The organism is Streptomyces sp. NPDC045026 (genome assembly GCF_056432625.1).
In genome coordinates, this window is record NZ_JBWKIS010000002.1 from 626,773 (window position 1) to 643,497 (window position 16,725).

The following is a 16,725-nucleotide window of genomic DNA, read 5'->3' on the forward strand; positions in this document are numbered from 1 at the left end:
TCTCTGTATAAGTAGTCGTTACCCGGCGGTTTCGATTGCTTAACCGCGGGGCATGAGCCGTAAGCGCTGCGGGCAACGACGCCCGCCGCGCTCATGGACCCGCGGACATCGATCTGCCCGTGAAGGTCCCCTATCTCGCCGCTGTTCCGTCATCGGGAGCAGCACCGTCACCGTCACCGCGGTGTCTGTCACCGTTACAGCGGTGTCCGCATGCTGGAATGGGCTATCCGGTTCCCGAGATTCGCTCCATCATGTAACTTGCACGAAACTTGCACCCCAGCAGAGGGCCAACGTCGTCCCTCGGCAGATGTCATATGCCACAACGACGACGGGAGAGCCGATGCGCACGCCGCGCCAGCCGTCCCAGCACTCCATGATTCAGCCGTACATGGATGCTCGCCCTGCTGCCCAGGGCATGTACGACCCCCGCAACGAGCACGACGCCTGTGGCGTCGGCTTCGTGGCCACCCTCACCGGCGAGGCGAGCCACGCGCTGGTCGAACAGGCGCTCACGGTTCTGCGCAACCTGGAGCACCGGGGTGCCACCGGATCCGAGCCCGACTCGGGTGACGGAGCGGGCATCCTCTCCCAGGTCCCGGACGCCTTCCTGCGTGCCGCGGTCTCCTTTGATCTGCCCGAGGCCGGCGCGTACGCGGTCGGCATCGCCTTCCTGCCCGTCGACGAGGCCGACAACGCCGCCGCCGTCTCACAGATCGAGACGATCGCCGCCGCAGAGGGCCTCACCCTCCTCGGCTGGCGCGACGTGCCGGTCGCCCCGCAGCTCCTCGGCGCCACCGCCCGCTCGACGATGCCGGCCTTCCGCCAGATCTTCGTCTCGGACGCCGACGGCACCGCGAAGGACATCGCGCTCGACCGCAAGGCCTTCATCCTGCGCAAGCGTGCCGAGCGCGAGGCCGGCGTGTACTTCCCGTCGCTCTCCGCCCGCACCATCGTCTACAAGGGCATGCTGACCACCGGCCAGCTCGAGCCCTTCTTCCCCGACCTGTCGGACCGCCGATTCGCATCCGCGATCGCTCTCGTCCACTCGCGGTTCTCCACGAACACCTTCCCGAGCTGGCCGCTCGCGCACCCGTACCGCTTCGTCGCGCACAACGGTGAGATCAACACGGTCAAGGGCAACCGGAACTGGATGAAGGCGCGCGAGTCGCAGCTCGCCTCCGACCTGTTCGGCGACGCCGAGGACCTGTCGCGGATCTTCCCCGTCTGTACGCCCGACGCCTCGGACTCGGCGTCCTTCGACGAGGTGCTCGAACTGCTGCACCTCGGCGGCCGCTCCCTGCCGCACAGCGTCCTGATGATGATCCCGGAGGCCTGGGAGAACCACGCCTCCATGGCGGCCGACCGCCGCGCCTTCTACCAGTTCCACTCCGCGATGATGGAGCCCTGGGACGGCCCGGCGTGCGTGACCTTCACCGACGGTACGCAGGTGGGTGCCGTTCTCGACCGCAACGGTTTGCGCCCCGGCCGCTACTGGGTCACCGACGACGGCCTCGTCGTCCTCGGCTCCGAGGTCGGCGTCCTCGACATCGACCCCGCGAAGGTCGTCCGCAAGGGCCGCCTCCAGCCCGGCAAGATGTTCCTCGTCGACACCGTCGAGCACCGCATCATCGAGGACGACGAGATCAAGGCCGGCCTGGCCGCCGGGCAGCCGTACGCCGAGTGGCTCGAGGCCGGTGAGATCGAGCTCGAGGACCTCCCCGAGCGCGAGCACATCGTCCACACCCACGCCTCGGTCACCCGCCGCCAGCAGACCTTCGGCTACACCGAGGAAGAGCTGCGCGTCATCCTCACGCCGATGGCCAAGACCGGCGGCGAGCCGCTCGGCTCCATGGGCACGGACTCGCCGATCGCGGCGCTCTCCGCCCGCCCGCGGCTGATCTTCGACTACTTCACCCAGCTGTTCGCGCAGGTCACGAACCCGCCGCTGGACGCCATCCGCGAGGAGCTCGTCACCTCGCTGCGCTCCAGCCTCGGCCCGCAGGGCAACCTGCTGGACCCGAGCGCGGCCTCCTGCCGTTCGGTCACCCTGCCCTTCCCGGTGATCGACAACGACGAGCTGGCCAAGCTCATACACATCAACGCCGACGGCGACATGCCCGGCATGAAGGCCGCGACCCTGTCCGGCCTGTACCGGGTCTCCGGCGGCGGCGACGCGCTCGCCGCCCGCATCGAGGAGATCTGCGCCGAGGCCGACGCCGCCATAGAGGCCGGCGCCCGCCTGATCGTGCTCTCCGACCGGCACTCCGACGCCGAGCACGCGCCGATCCCGTCGCTGCTGCTCACCGCGGCCGTCCACCACCACCTCATCCGTACGAAGCAGCGCACCGAGGTGGGTCTGCTCGTCGAGGCGGGCGATGTGCGCGAGGTCCACCACGTGGCCCTCCTGATCGGCTTCGGCGCCGCGGCCGTCAACCCGTACCTGGCGATGGAGTCCGTCGAGGACCTGGTCCGCGCCGGCACGTTCCTGTCCGGCATCGAGGCCGAGCAGGCCATCCGCAACCTGATCTACGCGCTCGGCAAGGGCGTCCTCAAGGTCATGTCCAAGATGGGCATCTCGACCGTCGCCTCCTACCGCGGCGCCCAGGTCTTCGAGGCCGTCGGCCTCGACGAGGCCTTCGTCGAGAAGTATTTCAACGGCACGGCGACGAAGATCGGCGGCGCCGGTCTCGACGTCATCGCCCAGGAGGTCGCCGCCCGCCACGCCAAGGCGTACCCGGCGAGCGGCATCGCCCCGGCGCACCGCGCCCTCGACATCGGCGGCGAGTACCAGTGGCGCCGCGAGGGCGAGCCGCACCTGTTCGACCCGGAGACGGTCTTCCGCCTCCAGCACGCCACGCGCAACCGCCGCTACGACATCTTCAAGAAGTACACGGGCCGCGTGAACGAGCAGTCGGAGCGTCTGATGACGCTGCGCGGTCTCTTCGGCTTCAACAGCGACCGCGAAGCGATCTCCATCGACGAGGTCGAGCCGGTCAGCGAGATCGTCAAGCGGTTCTCCACGGGCGCCATGTCGTACGGCTCCATCTCCAAGGAGGCGCACGAGACCCTCGCCATCGCCATGAACCAGCTGGGCGCCAAGTCCAACACCGGTGAGGGCGGCGAGGACGCGGACCGGCTGTACGACCCGGCGCGCCGCTCCTCCATCAAGCAGGTCGCCTCCGGCCGCTTCGGCGTGACGAGCGAGTACCTGGTCAACGCGGACGACATCCAGATCAAGATGGCGCAGGGCGCGAAGCCCGGCGAGGGCGGCCAGCTGCCCGGCCACAAGGTCTACCCGTGGGTCGCCAAGACGCGTCACTCGACGCCGGGCGTGGGCCTGATCTCCCCGCCGCCGCACCACGACATCTACTCCATCGAGGACCTGGCCCAGCTGATCCACGACCTGAAGAACGCGAACCCGCAGGCGCGGATTCACGTGAAGCTGGTCTCCGAGGTCGGCGTCGGCACGGTCGCCGCGGGTGTCTCCAAGGCGCACGCCGACGTGGTGCTCATCTCCGGCCACGACGGCGGTACGGGCGCATCGCCGCTGACCTCGCTGAAGCACGCCGGCGGTCCCTGGGAGCTCGGTCTCGCCGAGACCCAGCAGACCCTGCTGCTCAACGGCCTGCGCGACCGCATCGTCGTCCAGACCGACGGCCAGCTGAAGACCGGCCGCGACGTCGTCATCGCCGCGCTGCTCGGCGCCGAGGAGTTCGGTTTCGCGACCGCGCCGCTCGTCGTCTCCGGCTGCGTCATGATGCGCGTCTGCCACCTGGACACCTGCCCGGTCGGCATCGCCACGCAGAACCCCGTTCTGCGCGAGCGGTTCTCCGGCAAGGCCGAATTTGTCGTGAACTTCTTCGAGTTCATCGCCGAAGAGGTCCGCGAGCTGCTCGCCGAGCTCGGCTTCCGCACGATCGAGGAGGCCGTCGGCCACGCCGAACTCCTCGACACCGAGCGGGCCGTGGACCACTGGAAGGCCCAGGGCCTCGACCTCGAGCCCCTCTTCTACGTCCCCGAGCTGCCCGAGGGCGCCGTGCGCCACCAGGTGATCACTCAGGACCACGGCCTGGAGAAGGCCCTGGACAACGAGCTGATCAAGCTGGCCGCCGACGCGCTCGCCGCGAACGCCCAGGCCGACGCGCAGCCGGTCCGCGCCCAGGTCGCGATCCGCAACATCAACCGCACGGTCGGCACCATGCTCGGCCACGAGGTGACGAAGAAGTTCGGTGGCGCGGGCCTGCCCGACGACACCATCGACATCACCTTCACCGGCTCCGCGGGCCAGTCGTTCGGCGCCTTCCTGCCGCGCGGTGTGACCCTGCGTCTGGAGGGCGACGCCAACGACTACGTCGGCAAGGGCCTGTCCGGCGGCCGCATCGTGGTCCGCCCGGACCGCGGCGCCGACCACCTCGCCGAGTTCTCCACGATCGCGGGCAACACGATCGCGTACGGCGCCACGGGCGGCGAGCTGTTCCTGCGCGGCCGCACCGGCGAGCGCTTCTGCGTCCGCAACTCGGGCGCGACGGTCGTCTCGGAAGGCGTGGGCGACCACGGCTGCGAGTACATGACCGGTGGCCGCGCGGTCGTCCTCGGCGAGACCGGACGCAACTTCGCGGCCGGCATGTCCGGCGGCATCGCCTACGTCATCGACCTGGACGCCGACAACGTCAACGCCGGAAACGTCTCGGCCGTCGAAGGCCTCGACGACACCGACAAGCAGTGGCTGCACGACGTCGTGCGCCGCCACGCGGAGGAGACCGGCTCGACGGTCGCCGAGAAGCTCCTCGCGGAGTGGCCGGCGGCGGTGGACCGCTTCAGCAAGATCATCCCCAGTACGTACAAGGCAGTGCTCGCCGCCAAGGACGCCGCCGAGCGAGCCGGACTCTCCGAGTCCGAGACCACCGAGAAGATGATGGAGGCGGCGACCAATGGCTGATCCCAAGGGCTTTCTCAACCATGGCCGCGAGGTCGCCAAGACCCGTCCGGTCGGCGAGCGCGTGCGGGACTGGAACGAGGTCTACGTTCCCGGCTCCCTGCTCCCCATCATCAGCAAGCAGGCCGGCCGGTGCATGGACTGCGGCATCCCGTTCTGCCACAACGGCTGCCCGCTCGGAAACCTGATCCCCGAGTGGAACGACTACGCGTACCGCGAGGACTGGTCGGCGGCGCAGGAGCGGCTGCACGCCACCAACAACTTCCCGGAGTTCACCGGCCGCCTCTGCCCGGCGCCCTGTGAGTCGGCGTGCGTGCTCGGCATCAACCAGCCGGCCGTCACCATCAAGAACGTCGAGGTCTCGATCATCGACCAGGCGTGGGACCGCGGCGACGTCGCGCCCCAGGCCCCGGAGCGCCTCTCCGGCAAGACCGTCGCCGTCATCGGCTCGGGCCCGGCGGGTCTCGCCGCCGCCCAGCAGCTGACGCGGGCCGGCCACACGGTCGCCGTCTACGAGCGCGCCGACCGCATCGGCGGCCTGCTCCGCTACGGCATCCCCGAGTTCAAGATGGAGAAGCGCCACATCAACCGCCGCATCGAGCAGATGCGCGCGGAGGGCACCAAGTTCCGTACGGGTGTGGAGATCGGCCGCGACATCGACGCCGCGAAGCTGCGCAAGCGCTACGACGCCGTGGTCATCGCCGCCGGTGCCACGACCGCCCGCGACCTGCCGGTCCCGGGGCGTGAACTCAAGGGCGTCTACCAGGCGATGGAGTACCTGCCCCTGGCCAACAAGGTCCAGGAGGGCGACTACGTCACCACGCCCGTCTCCGCCGAGGGCAAGCACGTCGTCGTCATCGGCGGCGGCGACACCGGCGCGGACTGCGTGGGCACCGCCCACCGCCAGGGCGCGGCCTCGGTCACGCAGCTGGAGATCATGCCGCGTCCGGGCGAGGACCGCAGCGCGGGCCAGCCCTGGCCTACGTTCCCCATGCTCTACAAGGTGACGTCCGCGCACGAGGAGGGCGGCGAGCGGGTCTACTCCGTCTCGACCACCCACTTCGAGGGCGACGAGGACGGCAACGTCCAGTACCTGCACCTCGCCGAGGTGGAGTTCATCGACGGCAAGCTGACGCCGAAGCCGGGCACGGAGCGCAAGATCCCCGCCCAGCTCGTCACGCTCGCGATGGGCTTCACGGGCACGGACCAGGACAACGGCCTCGTCTCCCAGTTCGCCCTGGACCTCGACGCCCGCGGTAACGTGGCGCGTGACGACGAGTTCCAGACCAACGTCCCCGGCGTCTTCGTCGCCGGTGACGCGGGCCGCGGCCAGTCCCTCATCGTGTGGGCCATCGCGGAGGGCCGCTCGGCCGCCCGCGGGGTCGACCGCTTCCTGACCGGTGCCAGCGAACTGCCGGCCCCGATCCGCCCGACGGACCGCTCCCTGACCGTCTGACCGACGTGACGGCGGCCTGACGGCCCTCAAAAACGTCCCGTACAAAGGCGTACGGAACTGAACACGGCGCCCGCCCCACTGTCCCCGACCGGACGACTGGGTGGGCGCCGTGGTGCGTCGGCCTCAGCCGCGCCGCGGTCACTCACTGCGTGACGAGCCGGAGCGGATGGTGCGGGTCGCGGGGGCACACGGCGATGATCAGGCGGCCGCGGCCGGGGGAGATGCGGGTCGGGGTGTTGGCACGCCGGGCAGCACTGCCCTGCCGGTCCTCGTACGGGATCCAGCTGGTCCTGCTGGGATCCCACTCGGTGGCGGCCGCGGTCAGGAGCGGGAAGAGGTCCGCGTCGCAGGCGGCGCAGCTCAGTCGGGTCGGCCCCGTGAGGTTCCAGGCGATGTGACCGCCGACCTTCCAGCCGGGGGCCGTCGACAGGTCCGACACGTAGACCTCGTCCTCGTCCTCCTCCTCGCCGTCGGGCGCGGCCCAGCGCTCGATGCGCTCCTGCAGACCGGGGTCGAGCTCCTCGAACCACGGGTACTCGGTGACCACTTCGGGGTGCAGGACACACGCACTCGGGACGAGCTCCTCGCGGCCCACGACCCCGGGCACCGGCTGCTCGGACCGCGGCTCGGTGACGTCCGCGGCATGACGTCGGCGGAGGTGGACGTGCGGCTCGTGGCGGGACTCGCCGTGCCGCTCGTAGCCGCACCAGAACACCTGGAGCAGATCGCCCTCTTCGGGGAACGGCAGTCCGGGGACGTCACGGCGGTGCAGCTGGGCGACGGCGAGCAGCGGGACGGGGTCGCTGTCGGTCAGGTCCGGGGCGTGCCGGCCGCGCTCGAAACCGGCGAGTTCGGCGAGCTCCTCGGCGTTCGGGCCGGACCGCGGATCGCGTCGCCTGGCCCGGTCCAGGATCTCCCGCTCGCGCAGGACATCGCCGTAGCGGTAGCCGCTGGACCGCCCGTGCGCGATCGTGCAGACCGGCCACGGCTCTCCTGCGGGCCACAGCATCGGACCGCCGACCGAGCTGTCGTGCACCGTGGGGGTGCCGGGCCGTGGATGCAGCCGGGTCGCCGAGCGGCGCAGCGCACCCAGCTCGGGAAAGAGCGCTTCGACGTCGGCGGGGCGGGGCGGGGTGGTGCGCGGCATGGGGCAGGGCTCCCGGGCATCGGGTGTCGGTCACGGTCGGTCGGCGAGGGCGGAGGGGGACTCCCGGTTGCCGGGGTTCGCAGCCGGACAGAGCGCCGCTCAACCGCCATTCTCGTAGCGGTAGTTGTAGTAGTCCTCTCCGCCGACCAGGGCCGAGGTGACGCACCGCGGCAGTCCGTCGGCGTCCCGCTCGACGTCCTGCGAGGTCTGCCGTGTGAAGCCGAGGGACACTCCGGGGATCACCGGGTACTCGGGCTGTGACGTGTCGATCGTCCAGCCCCGCTCGGCGGCGCGTGCGAAGAGGTCCTGTGCGGGGGTGGTGAACACCTCGTCCCCGTCGAGCAGGACGCGGGTGCTGGATGTGCGGCCTTCGCCGGGCCACCACAGCTCGATCGCAGTGACGGTGGTCCCGTCCTCGACCAGGGCCTGCACGCCGACGTGGTCCAGGGTCCAGGAGGCCTGCGCCGAGCTCTGGGCGGGGCGCCGCAGTACGCGGGGCTCGCCCCAGTTCCCGGGCGCCGCGGTGAGCGCTTCGTCGAGCGTCATGCCCAGCAGGATCGGCGCGACTCCGCGCGGCGGGTCGAGTACCAGATCCATCGGTTACCTCTTGCCTCTCGCTCTGTCATGACATCGCCGGTCGACGACGTCGCAGGGAAGTCGTCGGCGTACGTCCATCGGGTTTCGTCCGGGGTGACGCACGCGACCAGCCGCAATTCTAGGAACTGGGGGCCACCCAGGTTGTGATCACCGCGGCAGCCACACACACCACCCCGGCGAGGGCGAGCCAGCGGGCCCACTCGACGAGACGCCAGATCCGCCGGGTGCGGCGGACCTCCCCTTCCAGGAACCGTCCCGGGTCGCCCCAGGTCTCCTCGCCCGGACGGCCGTCGGTGGCGAGCACCCCGAGCCAGGACGCGACGATCAGCGCCACGAACCCGGTGATGAGCAGGCCCACGACCGTCCAGCGCGGGACGCTGTCCATCTTGCTCAGGTCCTCCTGGCCCTTGAGGACGAAGACGGCGGTCAGCACGGCGGTCAGGGACGACAGGAAGTTCCGGTAGCCCTCGGCCTGCTGGCGGGCCATCCGCAGCTGCTCGTGCGGATCGCTCTGCGCCTCGATCCTGCGCTCGGCATCGCGCAACTCGCGCTGCGTGAAGTCCATCAGGATCCCCCGTCCGGTGCGGTGACGGCAGCCGGCGGGGCCGCGAGCCGCAGCCAGGCACCGCAGCCCTCCGTTGCCTCCGCCGGGCGCGGGAAGTGGTGACTGCCGCAGCGGCAGCGCGTCTGCCAGACACCGCTGCCCGGGTCCTCCCTGCGGTCGAGGAATCCGCCGCCCTTGGGGATCACGGACTGCAGGTGCGTGAAGGTGTGGGACATGGCGCAGCCGCACACGGGGCACTGGCCGCTCGCCTCCAGGAGCACACGCCCGTCGGACTCGTGGCGCGTCCACGAGAAGGTGACCTCGCCGGGGTGGGGATGTTCTCGGTACCGCACGGATGGCTGCCTTCACTCGGGCCGGGCTGCGCCGGACAGGGACAGTTCGAAGAGTCTGGAGTAGAGGCTCAGACGCGTGCGCACCTCGTCCTCGGACAGGTCCGTCTCCTGCGCGCACAGGCTCACGTGCTCCGCCGTGACGGGCCAGGCCAACGCGGGGGAACGGCCGGTGAGTTGCTCGCTGAGGATCAGCACGTCCCGCCAGTCGGGGGCGAGCGCGGCCTCCTGGGGGTCGGGCGCCGGAACGGTGACGTCCAGGCCGAGGCAGCGGAAGGGCGCGTAGCGGTCGTACGTCTTCCCGAGCGTCCAGCCGAATCGGCCCGCGACGCGGACGAGTTCGAGGGGGCCGAGGACGTTGTCGGTGCCGAGGAGCCCCTGGTCGAAGGCGGCGAGGTCGAAGCGGTCGGGATGAAACTCCGCCAGGAAGTCGACGTCCGGGCCCTCGAAGGGGCCCGGCAGCGGTGGAGCGCCGATGGCGGTGAAGGAGGCGAGATGGCGGGCGCTGGCGGCGACGGAGGTGCGGCTGAGCTGGGCGTGGCGGAGCAGATTCAGAACCGTCAGATTCGCGCGCAGGCGAAACGCCTGGTAGTCAGGTGCGTCACCGTCCTTGAGGATCCGCACATCGACGATGGTGGCCCGCAGGGCACGGGCTGTGTCAGGAACCGGCACCACGTCCAGGGGGATCGAGGTGTGGATCCCTGCGACGGTATCGGCGACCTCGCCCAGTGTGCGGTCCTCGACGGCGGTCATCGCCCACAAGTAGGCCAGCGTGACACCGTCCTCGTCGAAGTCTCCGTTGACCGCGAGGTAATGAGGCTGCACCCGTTCCACCTGCGGGAAGGCGACGAGGATCTTGTTGCGGGACGCGGCCTGCTCGATCAGCGCGGCGGCGTCGACGCCGTGCTCCCAACGGATGAGATCGCAGGCGGCGAGGGCGGTGACGGCCTTCTGGAACGCGTCCGGCTCGTCGTCCCCCCACTGGTAGAAGGCGCCGATCAGTTCCCAGGGCCTGAACCGCCGCTGTGTTCCGTGCCCCCACCTGTCGATGGTTGACGACACCCAGTAGGGAACGTCCCAGTCGGCCGCCTCAGCGGGAATGCCGGGTGCGTGCACACCGGAGACCGATGTGGCGTCGGCGATGCGCCGGCCGACGCTACCGGGGGTCGCCGAGAGGCGTTGAGACATGGCCAGAACCTGGGGCAGCGTGATGTCTGCCTCGTGCCACGGAGGTGCTTGATCACCGTCCACGGAGAGTAGAAGTCGCTGCCCCGCCGAAAGGGCACGCTGCTCCTTTGCGGCGGGTGAGGGCTCGCACTCGTATGAGAACCCGAGGGGAGCGAGCAGGTCGAGGCGACGGGTGATCTCCTCGATCGAGAACGGCGCTTCCGACCGGTACAGGAGATCGACGGGCCCCACCCTGCCGGGCATCCACAAGAGATCGGTGATGGCGTCCAGCGGTTTGTTCCTGTCGACGGAGAGCCGTCCGACTTCCTGCGGGGTGACGCGGAGGTCGGCGAGCGCGGCGTCGAGTTCGGGCGGTTCCGGCAGCTCCGGGTGCAGTTCTCTCAGCAGCGCCAGGAGTTCGGCCACCTTCCCCAAGGTGATGTCGTGCCGGGCCGCTATGATCAGCGCCGCCGCGTGGGTGGCCTGCGGCTTGCGGCCTGCGGTTGTCAGGGCGATCTCGTCTTTGGCCGAGGCCAGATAGGCGGCCAGGAGATCGGCGAGCACGACCGTCGACCGCCGGTGACGCAGCGCCGGCAGGTCAGGGGCTGAAGGGATGTATACGCCCATCACGGCGTACTTGCGCAGCTCCTTCAATGCCTCACCGATCGACACGTCGGCAAGCGCCGCGGCGCGCAGCACCGTCTGCCAGCCACGGGGGACAGCATCTTCGAAGAGCACGGCGTCCAGGCCGACCGGAGACGCGTAGCCCGGCGGCGCGAAGCCGGCACCCTGCTGCCGCAGCGAGAGCCGCGTGCTCTGCCAGTTCTCCAGCAGGGCGCTCTCGTACGGACCGCCCGTGTCGAGCTGGGCGGGTGAGGGGAAGAGTTGCAGGACCCCTTCGTCACTGGGCAGGCATCCGGACTGTGTGAGCTGCACCCGCTCCTCCACAAGCCGCCGTCCGTCCGCCTGGACCGAGAGCACCGCCACCGTTTCCTTCGGAAGTGCGTCGAGGACCGCGACCGCGAGCCGGGGCGCGTCCCGCGCGAGACCCCACAGCCAGCGCAGCGACACCTCCTCGATCTGTTCCGCGACGGACGCGGCCTCGTCGAGAAGTTCCGAGTAGACGCTCTCCTTGTCGTACTTGAGGAGCTGGTTGCGGTCCACGCTCGGCACGGGGCTGTGGCGTTCGCGCAGGTTGACCACCCGGCCGTACACCTCGGGCGCGTCCTGCACGAGGACGCCGTCGAGCAGCAGCTGCCCCTTTCCCTGGACGAGCCAGGCGTCTGTTCCGATCTTCACAGGCTCGCCGAGCCATTCGTCGCGGGGCGCGAGGCGATGTGGCTGCCAGGACATGTCCCGTACGCGAGTGTCGTCGCGCCCCCGTTCCTCGGCGGCCACGTCGTACTCGGCGACCCACAGCTGGGTGCGGAGCGTCTCCACGAGGGACGGCTGCTTCTCGTTCTCTCCCGGTTCGGCGAGATACAGGCGTACGCGGGTGCCGCCGTCGCGCGGGAGGTACTCCGCGTCGTCCGTTTCGCTGATCTGGAGCAGCCCGGAGCCCGACTGGATGTCCGCGCGCAGCGCCCGCCCGCCGCTGCTGAGACCGTACTCGTCGACCGCGCTGGTCCAGATCACCACTTCGTCGGCGAGCATGAAGTAGCTGAACACCCCGATGCCGAAACGGGAGTTCATGGCGACGTCCTCGATGCCCTCCCGACGCCAGTTGCGCCGCTCCAGGACGAACTCCGGGTCCTGCTCGAACCGTTTGCCGGCCCGGGCGAACATCGAGGTGAGCCGGGCGCGGGTCATCCCGGCGCCGTTGTCGAGGCATTCGATGTAGGGCCGCCGGCCGTCCCAGCCCTGTTCGAACTCGATGAGGGCTTTCCACTTGGGGCCGCGCTGTTTCCCGTACTTCTTGCGCATGTCCCGGTAGCGGCAGGCGTCGAGGGCGTTCTGGTACAGCTCGCGCACCGCGAGCATCCGGTCGCCGTACAGCTGCGTGCCCATGAGGAGCGCCCGGATCTCGTCCTCGGCGAGCCGGAAGCGTTCGACGGGGGTCTTGTAGCCGTTGGCGGGAGGCCTCAGATGCTCGGCCGTGACCCGGTCGGGAAGACCGCGCAGCAGGGGAGGCAGGCCGCCCGGCCCGGCCGCCGCGTGGAAGGCCCGCACCGCGGCGTCGGCGATGCGCACCGTCTCCTCGATCGCGGCGTGCAGGGCGGGGTGCGGGCACAGGAAGCGCACGGCGAGGCCGCGGGTGCTTTCCGTGCGGCCCTCGACGCGGTCGTAGCCGAACCGGTTGGCGAGCGCGGACACGACCTCGGACGGCAGCAGGGGACGGTGTGCGCCGAGATGGTCGACGAGCACGCTCGCGGGCCGGCGGGGGTCGGCGGCCAGATGCGCGGCCGTCCACAGCAGTGTCGCCAGCTGCCGGCCGCGCCAACAGCTCCCGGACACCGGCGAGCGATCGTCGAAGACGTCCTGCCCCTTCTCGTTGATCCGCGGACTGCTGCCGCCCGGCTTGATCGTGAAGTGGCCGAGCACCTGGCGGACCTGGCTGTCGATCTCATGGCGGGCCTCCGGCGTCACCGGCTCCAGGGCAGGGCCGTCGGCCGCCGCCACGACGGCGTCGACCGTCATGTCGATGAGCAGATCCACCACCTCGTAGTCGCCGGTGCGCTCCCACAGCCGGTCCCACTCGGCTATGAGGCGGTGGCGCAACCAGTGGTCGGCGGCTTTCGCGGCTTCGTCGAGGCCACGGCCTCGCAGAGTGTCGGCCGTCCGCTGTACGAGGATGTGGGCGCGGCACACGTCCCGTGCGGCGTCCCGCACCTGCTGGTGGTGGTCGCGCGGCGACTTCACCCGGCCGCGCGGGCCTGGGTCGAGGGTGTCGGGCAGGAAGCGGTGCAGTTCTTGGAGCGCCGTGGCGACGACGCCGTCGTGGACGACGGCGGCCGCCAGCAGGCAGGCCGTCTCGGCGGGTGAGAGCCGGTCGGGCCCGGTGAGCTTCGCGTGGGTCACGAGGTCGTCGAGGCGGGCCTGGACGCGCACCGGGTACGCGTCGTCGGCCCAGGGGTCGTGATGGTGGGCGCCGGCTCCCGCGCCGGTCTCCACGACGCACCGGACCAGCTCCGACAGCGCCTCCTTGACCCGCGCATGCGTCGCGGCTGAGCCGGACGTGTGGTCCCACAGGACCGACTCCGTGAGGATCCGGCTCCAGTCCAGGGTCTCGGTGGAGCCCTTGCAGACCCACGGGTCGAGCTGCTTGTCGGGCGCGCGCACGGGCCATGACGGCTCCACCGTGGGCCATTCGACCTGGTGCCCGTCGGCGAGCCCGCGCAGCCCCCTTCCGGTGTACTCGACGAGCTCCGAGAACGTGGTCGGCGGGGTGCCGGGCTGCAGCGCCTTGGCGAGGGCCTGCGCGAACCAGCTGCCGTGGTTGCGATCCGCGTAGGAGCGCTGCCCCCGGCCGCAGCTGTGGATCCAGTACGCGGCGAGGGCGGGGCCCTGGCCCTGCGGCTCGGCGCCGCCGGCCGGGAGCGGGCCCGGGGTGCGGCAGGTGTCGAGGCACACGATGGTGGTGACGCCGGGCTTGGCGTCGCGCAGCAGCCCTGCCGCGTCGGCGCTCAGCAAGGCGGTGGGGCTCAGGACCCGGCTCCCGTCCTCCAAGGCCTTGGACTGGCTGTCCGAGAGGACGAGGTAGTGCCGGTCACCCAGGGTCTCGCCGTGGCAGGACACGTAGACGAACGCGGTGTCGCCCTCCTCGCAGGACGAGAAGAACTCCTCAATGGCGCCCGTCACCGGCCCGTAGTTGGTGTCCTCGCAGGGGACGACCTCGTACTCGGAGTGCTCCAAGGCCTCCTGGACGAGTGACATGTCCTTGCCGACGAAGTCCAGGGACGGGTACTTGGCACGGAGCTCCGGATACTTCGCCAGATAGGGCGTCTCCCGCACGCCGATCAGCAGCGCCCGCCGCTTTCCGCCCTGCTGCCCCTGGTCGTCCTCCGGCCCCACCGAGCCCCTCCCTCTCTCGTCTGACCTGGCACATCATCCCAGAAGTGGCAGTGTGGGGAAGGGGGTTGAGGGTAGAGGGGTGGGCGGCATGGGCGGGGAATTACTGCACCCGGTAAGTCTCCCCGTACACCTTCCACACCAGCGGTGTCTTCAGGGCCAGGTTGCCGTCGTAGAGGAACTGCCGCTGGGCCGTGTCGATGCGGGTCGTGTCGCGGTCCGGCTTCTTCGCCTTCATCGCCGTGCGGCGCACGGCGAGGAAGATGTCGAGGTACGCCTTCTCCTTGCCGCCCTGCGCCGGGGTGTCCGCCTCCCGCATGGCCTTCTCCCGCAGGCCGTAGAAGCCGCTCGGGCCCGTGCCGGGGCCGTGCAGGACCATGGCGTCGTAGTAGATGAACTGGCCGAGCGTGCCCAGGCCGTCGAGCTTGGCGAGGCGGACGGCCGGGTCGAAGTAGACACGGTCGCGCTCGGAGTTCTGGGCGGCGCGGAAGTCGGCGTCGGACGCCTCCTTCTTCCAGGCCGCGGTGAAGCCGGGGTCGAGGCCTTCGTGGGAGTCCGTGCCGTCGACCTTGCGCAGGGCGGGCAGGTAGCGGGCGAGCCCGTTGTCCGGGTGGGCCTTCGTGTACCGCTCGACGAGGGTGAGCAGGTCGTGCGTGCCGGTGCAGAAGCCGATGATCCCGGCCGTGTAGCCCTGCCCGTCCTTGATGTCTTCTATGTAGCCGTACTGGCCGCGCCAGTCGAGCGTCGAGTTCTCCGCGCTGGCCACGATCTGCTGGGCGAGTTCCTTCTTCGCGGGCGCGGCGAGGCCCGGCGGCAGGTCGGCGATGGCCTCGTCGTCGGCCTTCTTCTCCGCGGCGGCCTTGGCTGCCGCGGCGTCCCCGTCGGAGAGCCGCGACGAGGACGCGCCGTGCGAGCCGCCCTTGCCGTCGTCGTGTCCGGGCGTGAGGAGGAACACCGCGACCGTGGCGACCGGAGCCACGGCCAGGAGGAGGCAGCCTGCGCGTTTCATGCGCCTCAGATTACGTGGCGCACACACCCGCCCCCGGTGCCCGCCGGTATTGACTAAAAGTCAATTCGGCACCAGTCTCGGGACGAGCCGAGCGTGAACCGAGTGCGAGCCGCGCGCTGACCGGGAGGTCGCTGTGAGCAACGAAGCACGGGCACAGCTGAGTACCGAACTGGGGGCCCAACCCCCGCACTCCCTCGGGGAGTTGACCGAAGCGCAGACCCTGCTCCTCGCCGCCGCCCTGCGCCGGGAGCGCGAGAGCCGAGCCGCCGGACTCGGTGAGGCCGCCGAGGAGGCCCTGAAACTGGTCCCCGCCCTCGCCCGCGGACCCGTCCGCCGCATCCTCTTCCGCTAGGGCCTCTCGACAGGAGACGCGCACATGACTGTCACGGACAAGTTGCGGGGCCGGGCCGAGGTCCTCAAGATCGCGAGGCTGCTCGACGCCGAGCCCGAGAGCCTCGACTTCCTGCAGGAGCTGCCGCCGGACGACGTGCGCCGCTTCCACGAGCAGACGGTCGCCGCACTGTTCGACCGGATGCCCGACATGCTCGACCGGATCGCCGCCGCCACCAAACTGGTCCCCGCCGGGGTCGCCGCCGCGATCTCGCAGAAGGCGCTCGGGCCGCGTCTGGCCGCCGCGGTCGCCGGGCGCCTCGACGCCCAGCGCGCCGCTGACATCATCGAAAAGCTGCCCGTGCCGTTCACCGCCGAGTCGTGCGCGCACCTGGACCCGCGCCGCATCCCCGGCATCGTGGACCGGCTCGACGAGAACCTCGTCGTCCGTATCGCGGTGGCGCTCGCCGAGCGCGGCGACCATCTGACGATGGGCCGCTTCGTCGGCCATCTGCGGGACTCGGCGCTGACCCGGATCCTGCCGCAGGTGGACGACGCGGCCGTGCTGCGCACGGGCTTCGCCATCGACCGGCCCGAACGCACCGGCCGCATCGTCGAGTTGATGGGGGAGAAGCGGCTGGCGCAGGTCATCGCGTCCGCCGCGACCGAGGGGCTGTGGCCTCAGGCGCTGGCCGTGGCCGGGATGGTCACCGGTGAACAGCGGGGCCGGATCGCCTCGCTCACGGCGGCGCAGCCCGCCGACCGGCTCGACTCGCTGGTCGCCACGGTCGCCGACGAGGACCTGTGGGAGTCCTTGCTTCCGCTGGTGGCGCTCCTCGGTGAGGACGAGCGCCGGGCGGTCGCGGCGCTGCCGTCGCTACGGGCCGACGGGGTGCTCGAGGGTGTCGTACGGGCCGTGGTGGCGACGGGGCTGTGGGCGGAGTTCCTGCCGCTGGCCGAGGTCCTTCCGGACGAGTCCCGCCGGGAGGTCGCCGCGGCGGCCGGCGCGCTGCCCGCGCCCGAACTCGACGCGCTGGCCCGCGAGGTGGACAAGCAGGACCTGTGGGATCTGGTCCTGCCCCTGGTGGAGCTGATGGACGACGCCGGCAAGCAGCGGATCCTCGAACTCCCCGCCTTCCAGGAGCAGGCGGCACAGTAACAGCCGGTCGACAACTGGTAGT

At 70.6% G+C, this 16,725-nt stretch carries 10 protein-coding genes; 4 read left to right on the plus strand and 6 right to left on the minus strand.

Translation table 11 applies throughout. The annotated features are described in order from the left end of the window. Window positions 1–340 precede the first annotated feature (340 nt). Both gltB and AC07EJ_RS06685 read left to right on the plus strand, forming a co-directional pair. Complete coding sequence (gene gltB, locus AC07EJ_RS06680) at window positions 341–4,939, plus strand: glutamate synthase large subunit (RefSeq protein ID WP_389475098.1); 4,599 nt, start codon at window positions 341–343, stop codon at window positions 4,937–4,939. Further along, entirely contained in the window at window positions 4,932–6,392 is a 1,461-nt protein-coding gene (locus tag AC07EJ_RS06685) for a glutamate synthase subunit beta (RefSeq protein WP_389475100.1), read from the plus strand. Before gltB ends, AC07EJ_RS06685 begins: the two co-directional genes overlap by 8 nt. Before the next feature lie 142 nt (window positions 6,393–6,534). Here AC07EJ_RS06685 and AC07EJ_RS06690 read toward each other — a convergent pair whose 3' ends face one another. The 6 genes from AC07EJ_RS06690 to AC07EJ_RS06715 all read right to left on the minus strand — a co-directional run bounded on the left by AC07EJ_RS06690 (window position 6,535) and on the right by AC07EJ_RS06715 (window position 15,214). Beyond that, a complete protein-coding gene (locus AC07EJ_RS06690; protein WP_478883881.1) occupies window positions 6,535–7,539 on the minus strand; it encodes a hypothetical protein in 1,005 nt (334 codons plus the stop codon). Between the two features lie 99 nt (window positions 7,540–7,638). Further along, window positions 7,639–8,136, minus strand: coding sequence for a hypothetical protein (locus tag AC07EJ_RS06695; protein ID WP_393582328.1), 498 nt, complete (start codon window positions 8,134–8,136; stop codon window positions 7,639–7,641). A gap of 118 nt (window positions 8,137–8,254) precedes the next feature. Next, window positions 8,255–8,701, minus strand: a complete 447-nt coding sequence (locus AC07EJ_RS06700) for a hypothetical protein (RefSeq protein ID WP_389475106.1) — start codon at window positions 8,699–8,701, stop codon at window positions 8,255–8,257. Continuing rightward, window positions 8,701–9,033 carry a hypothetical protein gene (locus AC07EJ_RS06705; protein ID WP_389475108.1) on the minus strand — a complete coding sequence of 111 codons (333 nt, stop codon included), beginning with the start codon at window positions 9,031–9,033 and terminating at the stop codon, window positions 8,701–8,703. The genes AC07EJ_RS06700 and AC07EJ_RS06705 overlap by 1 nt, the downstream gene beginning before the upstream one ends. Before the next feature lie 12 nt (window positions 9,034–9,045). After that, window positions 9,046–14,208: an HD domain-containing protein gene (locus AC07EJ_RS06710; RefSeq protein ID WP_478883882.1), complete on the minus strand. Its 5,163-nt coding sequence runs from the start codon at window positions 14,206–14,208 to the stop codon at window positions 9,046–9,048. Between the two features lie 100 nt (window positions 14,209–14,308). Continuing rightward, window positions 14,309–15,214 carry a chitosanase gene (locus AC07EJ_RS06715; protein ID WP_478883883.1) on the minus strand — a complete coding sequence of 302 codons (906 nt, stop codon included), beginning with the start codon at window positions 15,212–15,214 and terminating at the stop codon, window positions 14,309–14,311. A gap of 133 nt (window positions 15,215–15,347) precedes the next feature. On the opposite strand from AC07EJ_RS06715, the gene AC07EJ_RS06720 reads away from it, so the two are divergent. Further along, window positions 15,348–15,566 (plus strand): hypothetical protein, encoded by a 219-nt coding sequence (locus AC07EJ_RS06720; protein ID WP_389475114.1) that lies wholly within the window; start codon window positions 15,348–15,350, stop codon window positions 15,564–15,566. Between the two features lie 24 nt (window positions 15,567–15,590). Continuing rightward, window positions 15,591–16,703: a hypothetical protein gene (locus tag AC07EJ_RS06725; RefSeq protein ID WP_389475116.1), complete on the plus strand. Its 1,113-nt coding sequence runs from the start codon at window positions 15,591–15,593 to the stop codon at window positions 16,701–16,703. Window positions 16,704–16,725: the final 22 nt, after the last annotated feature.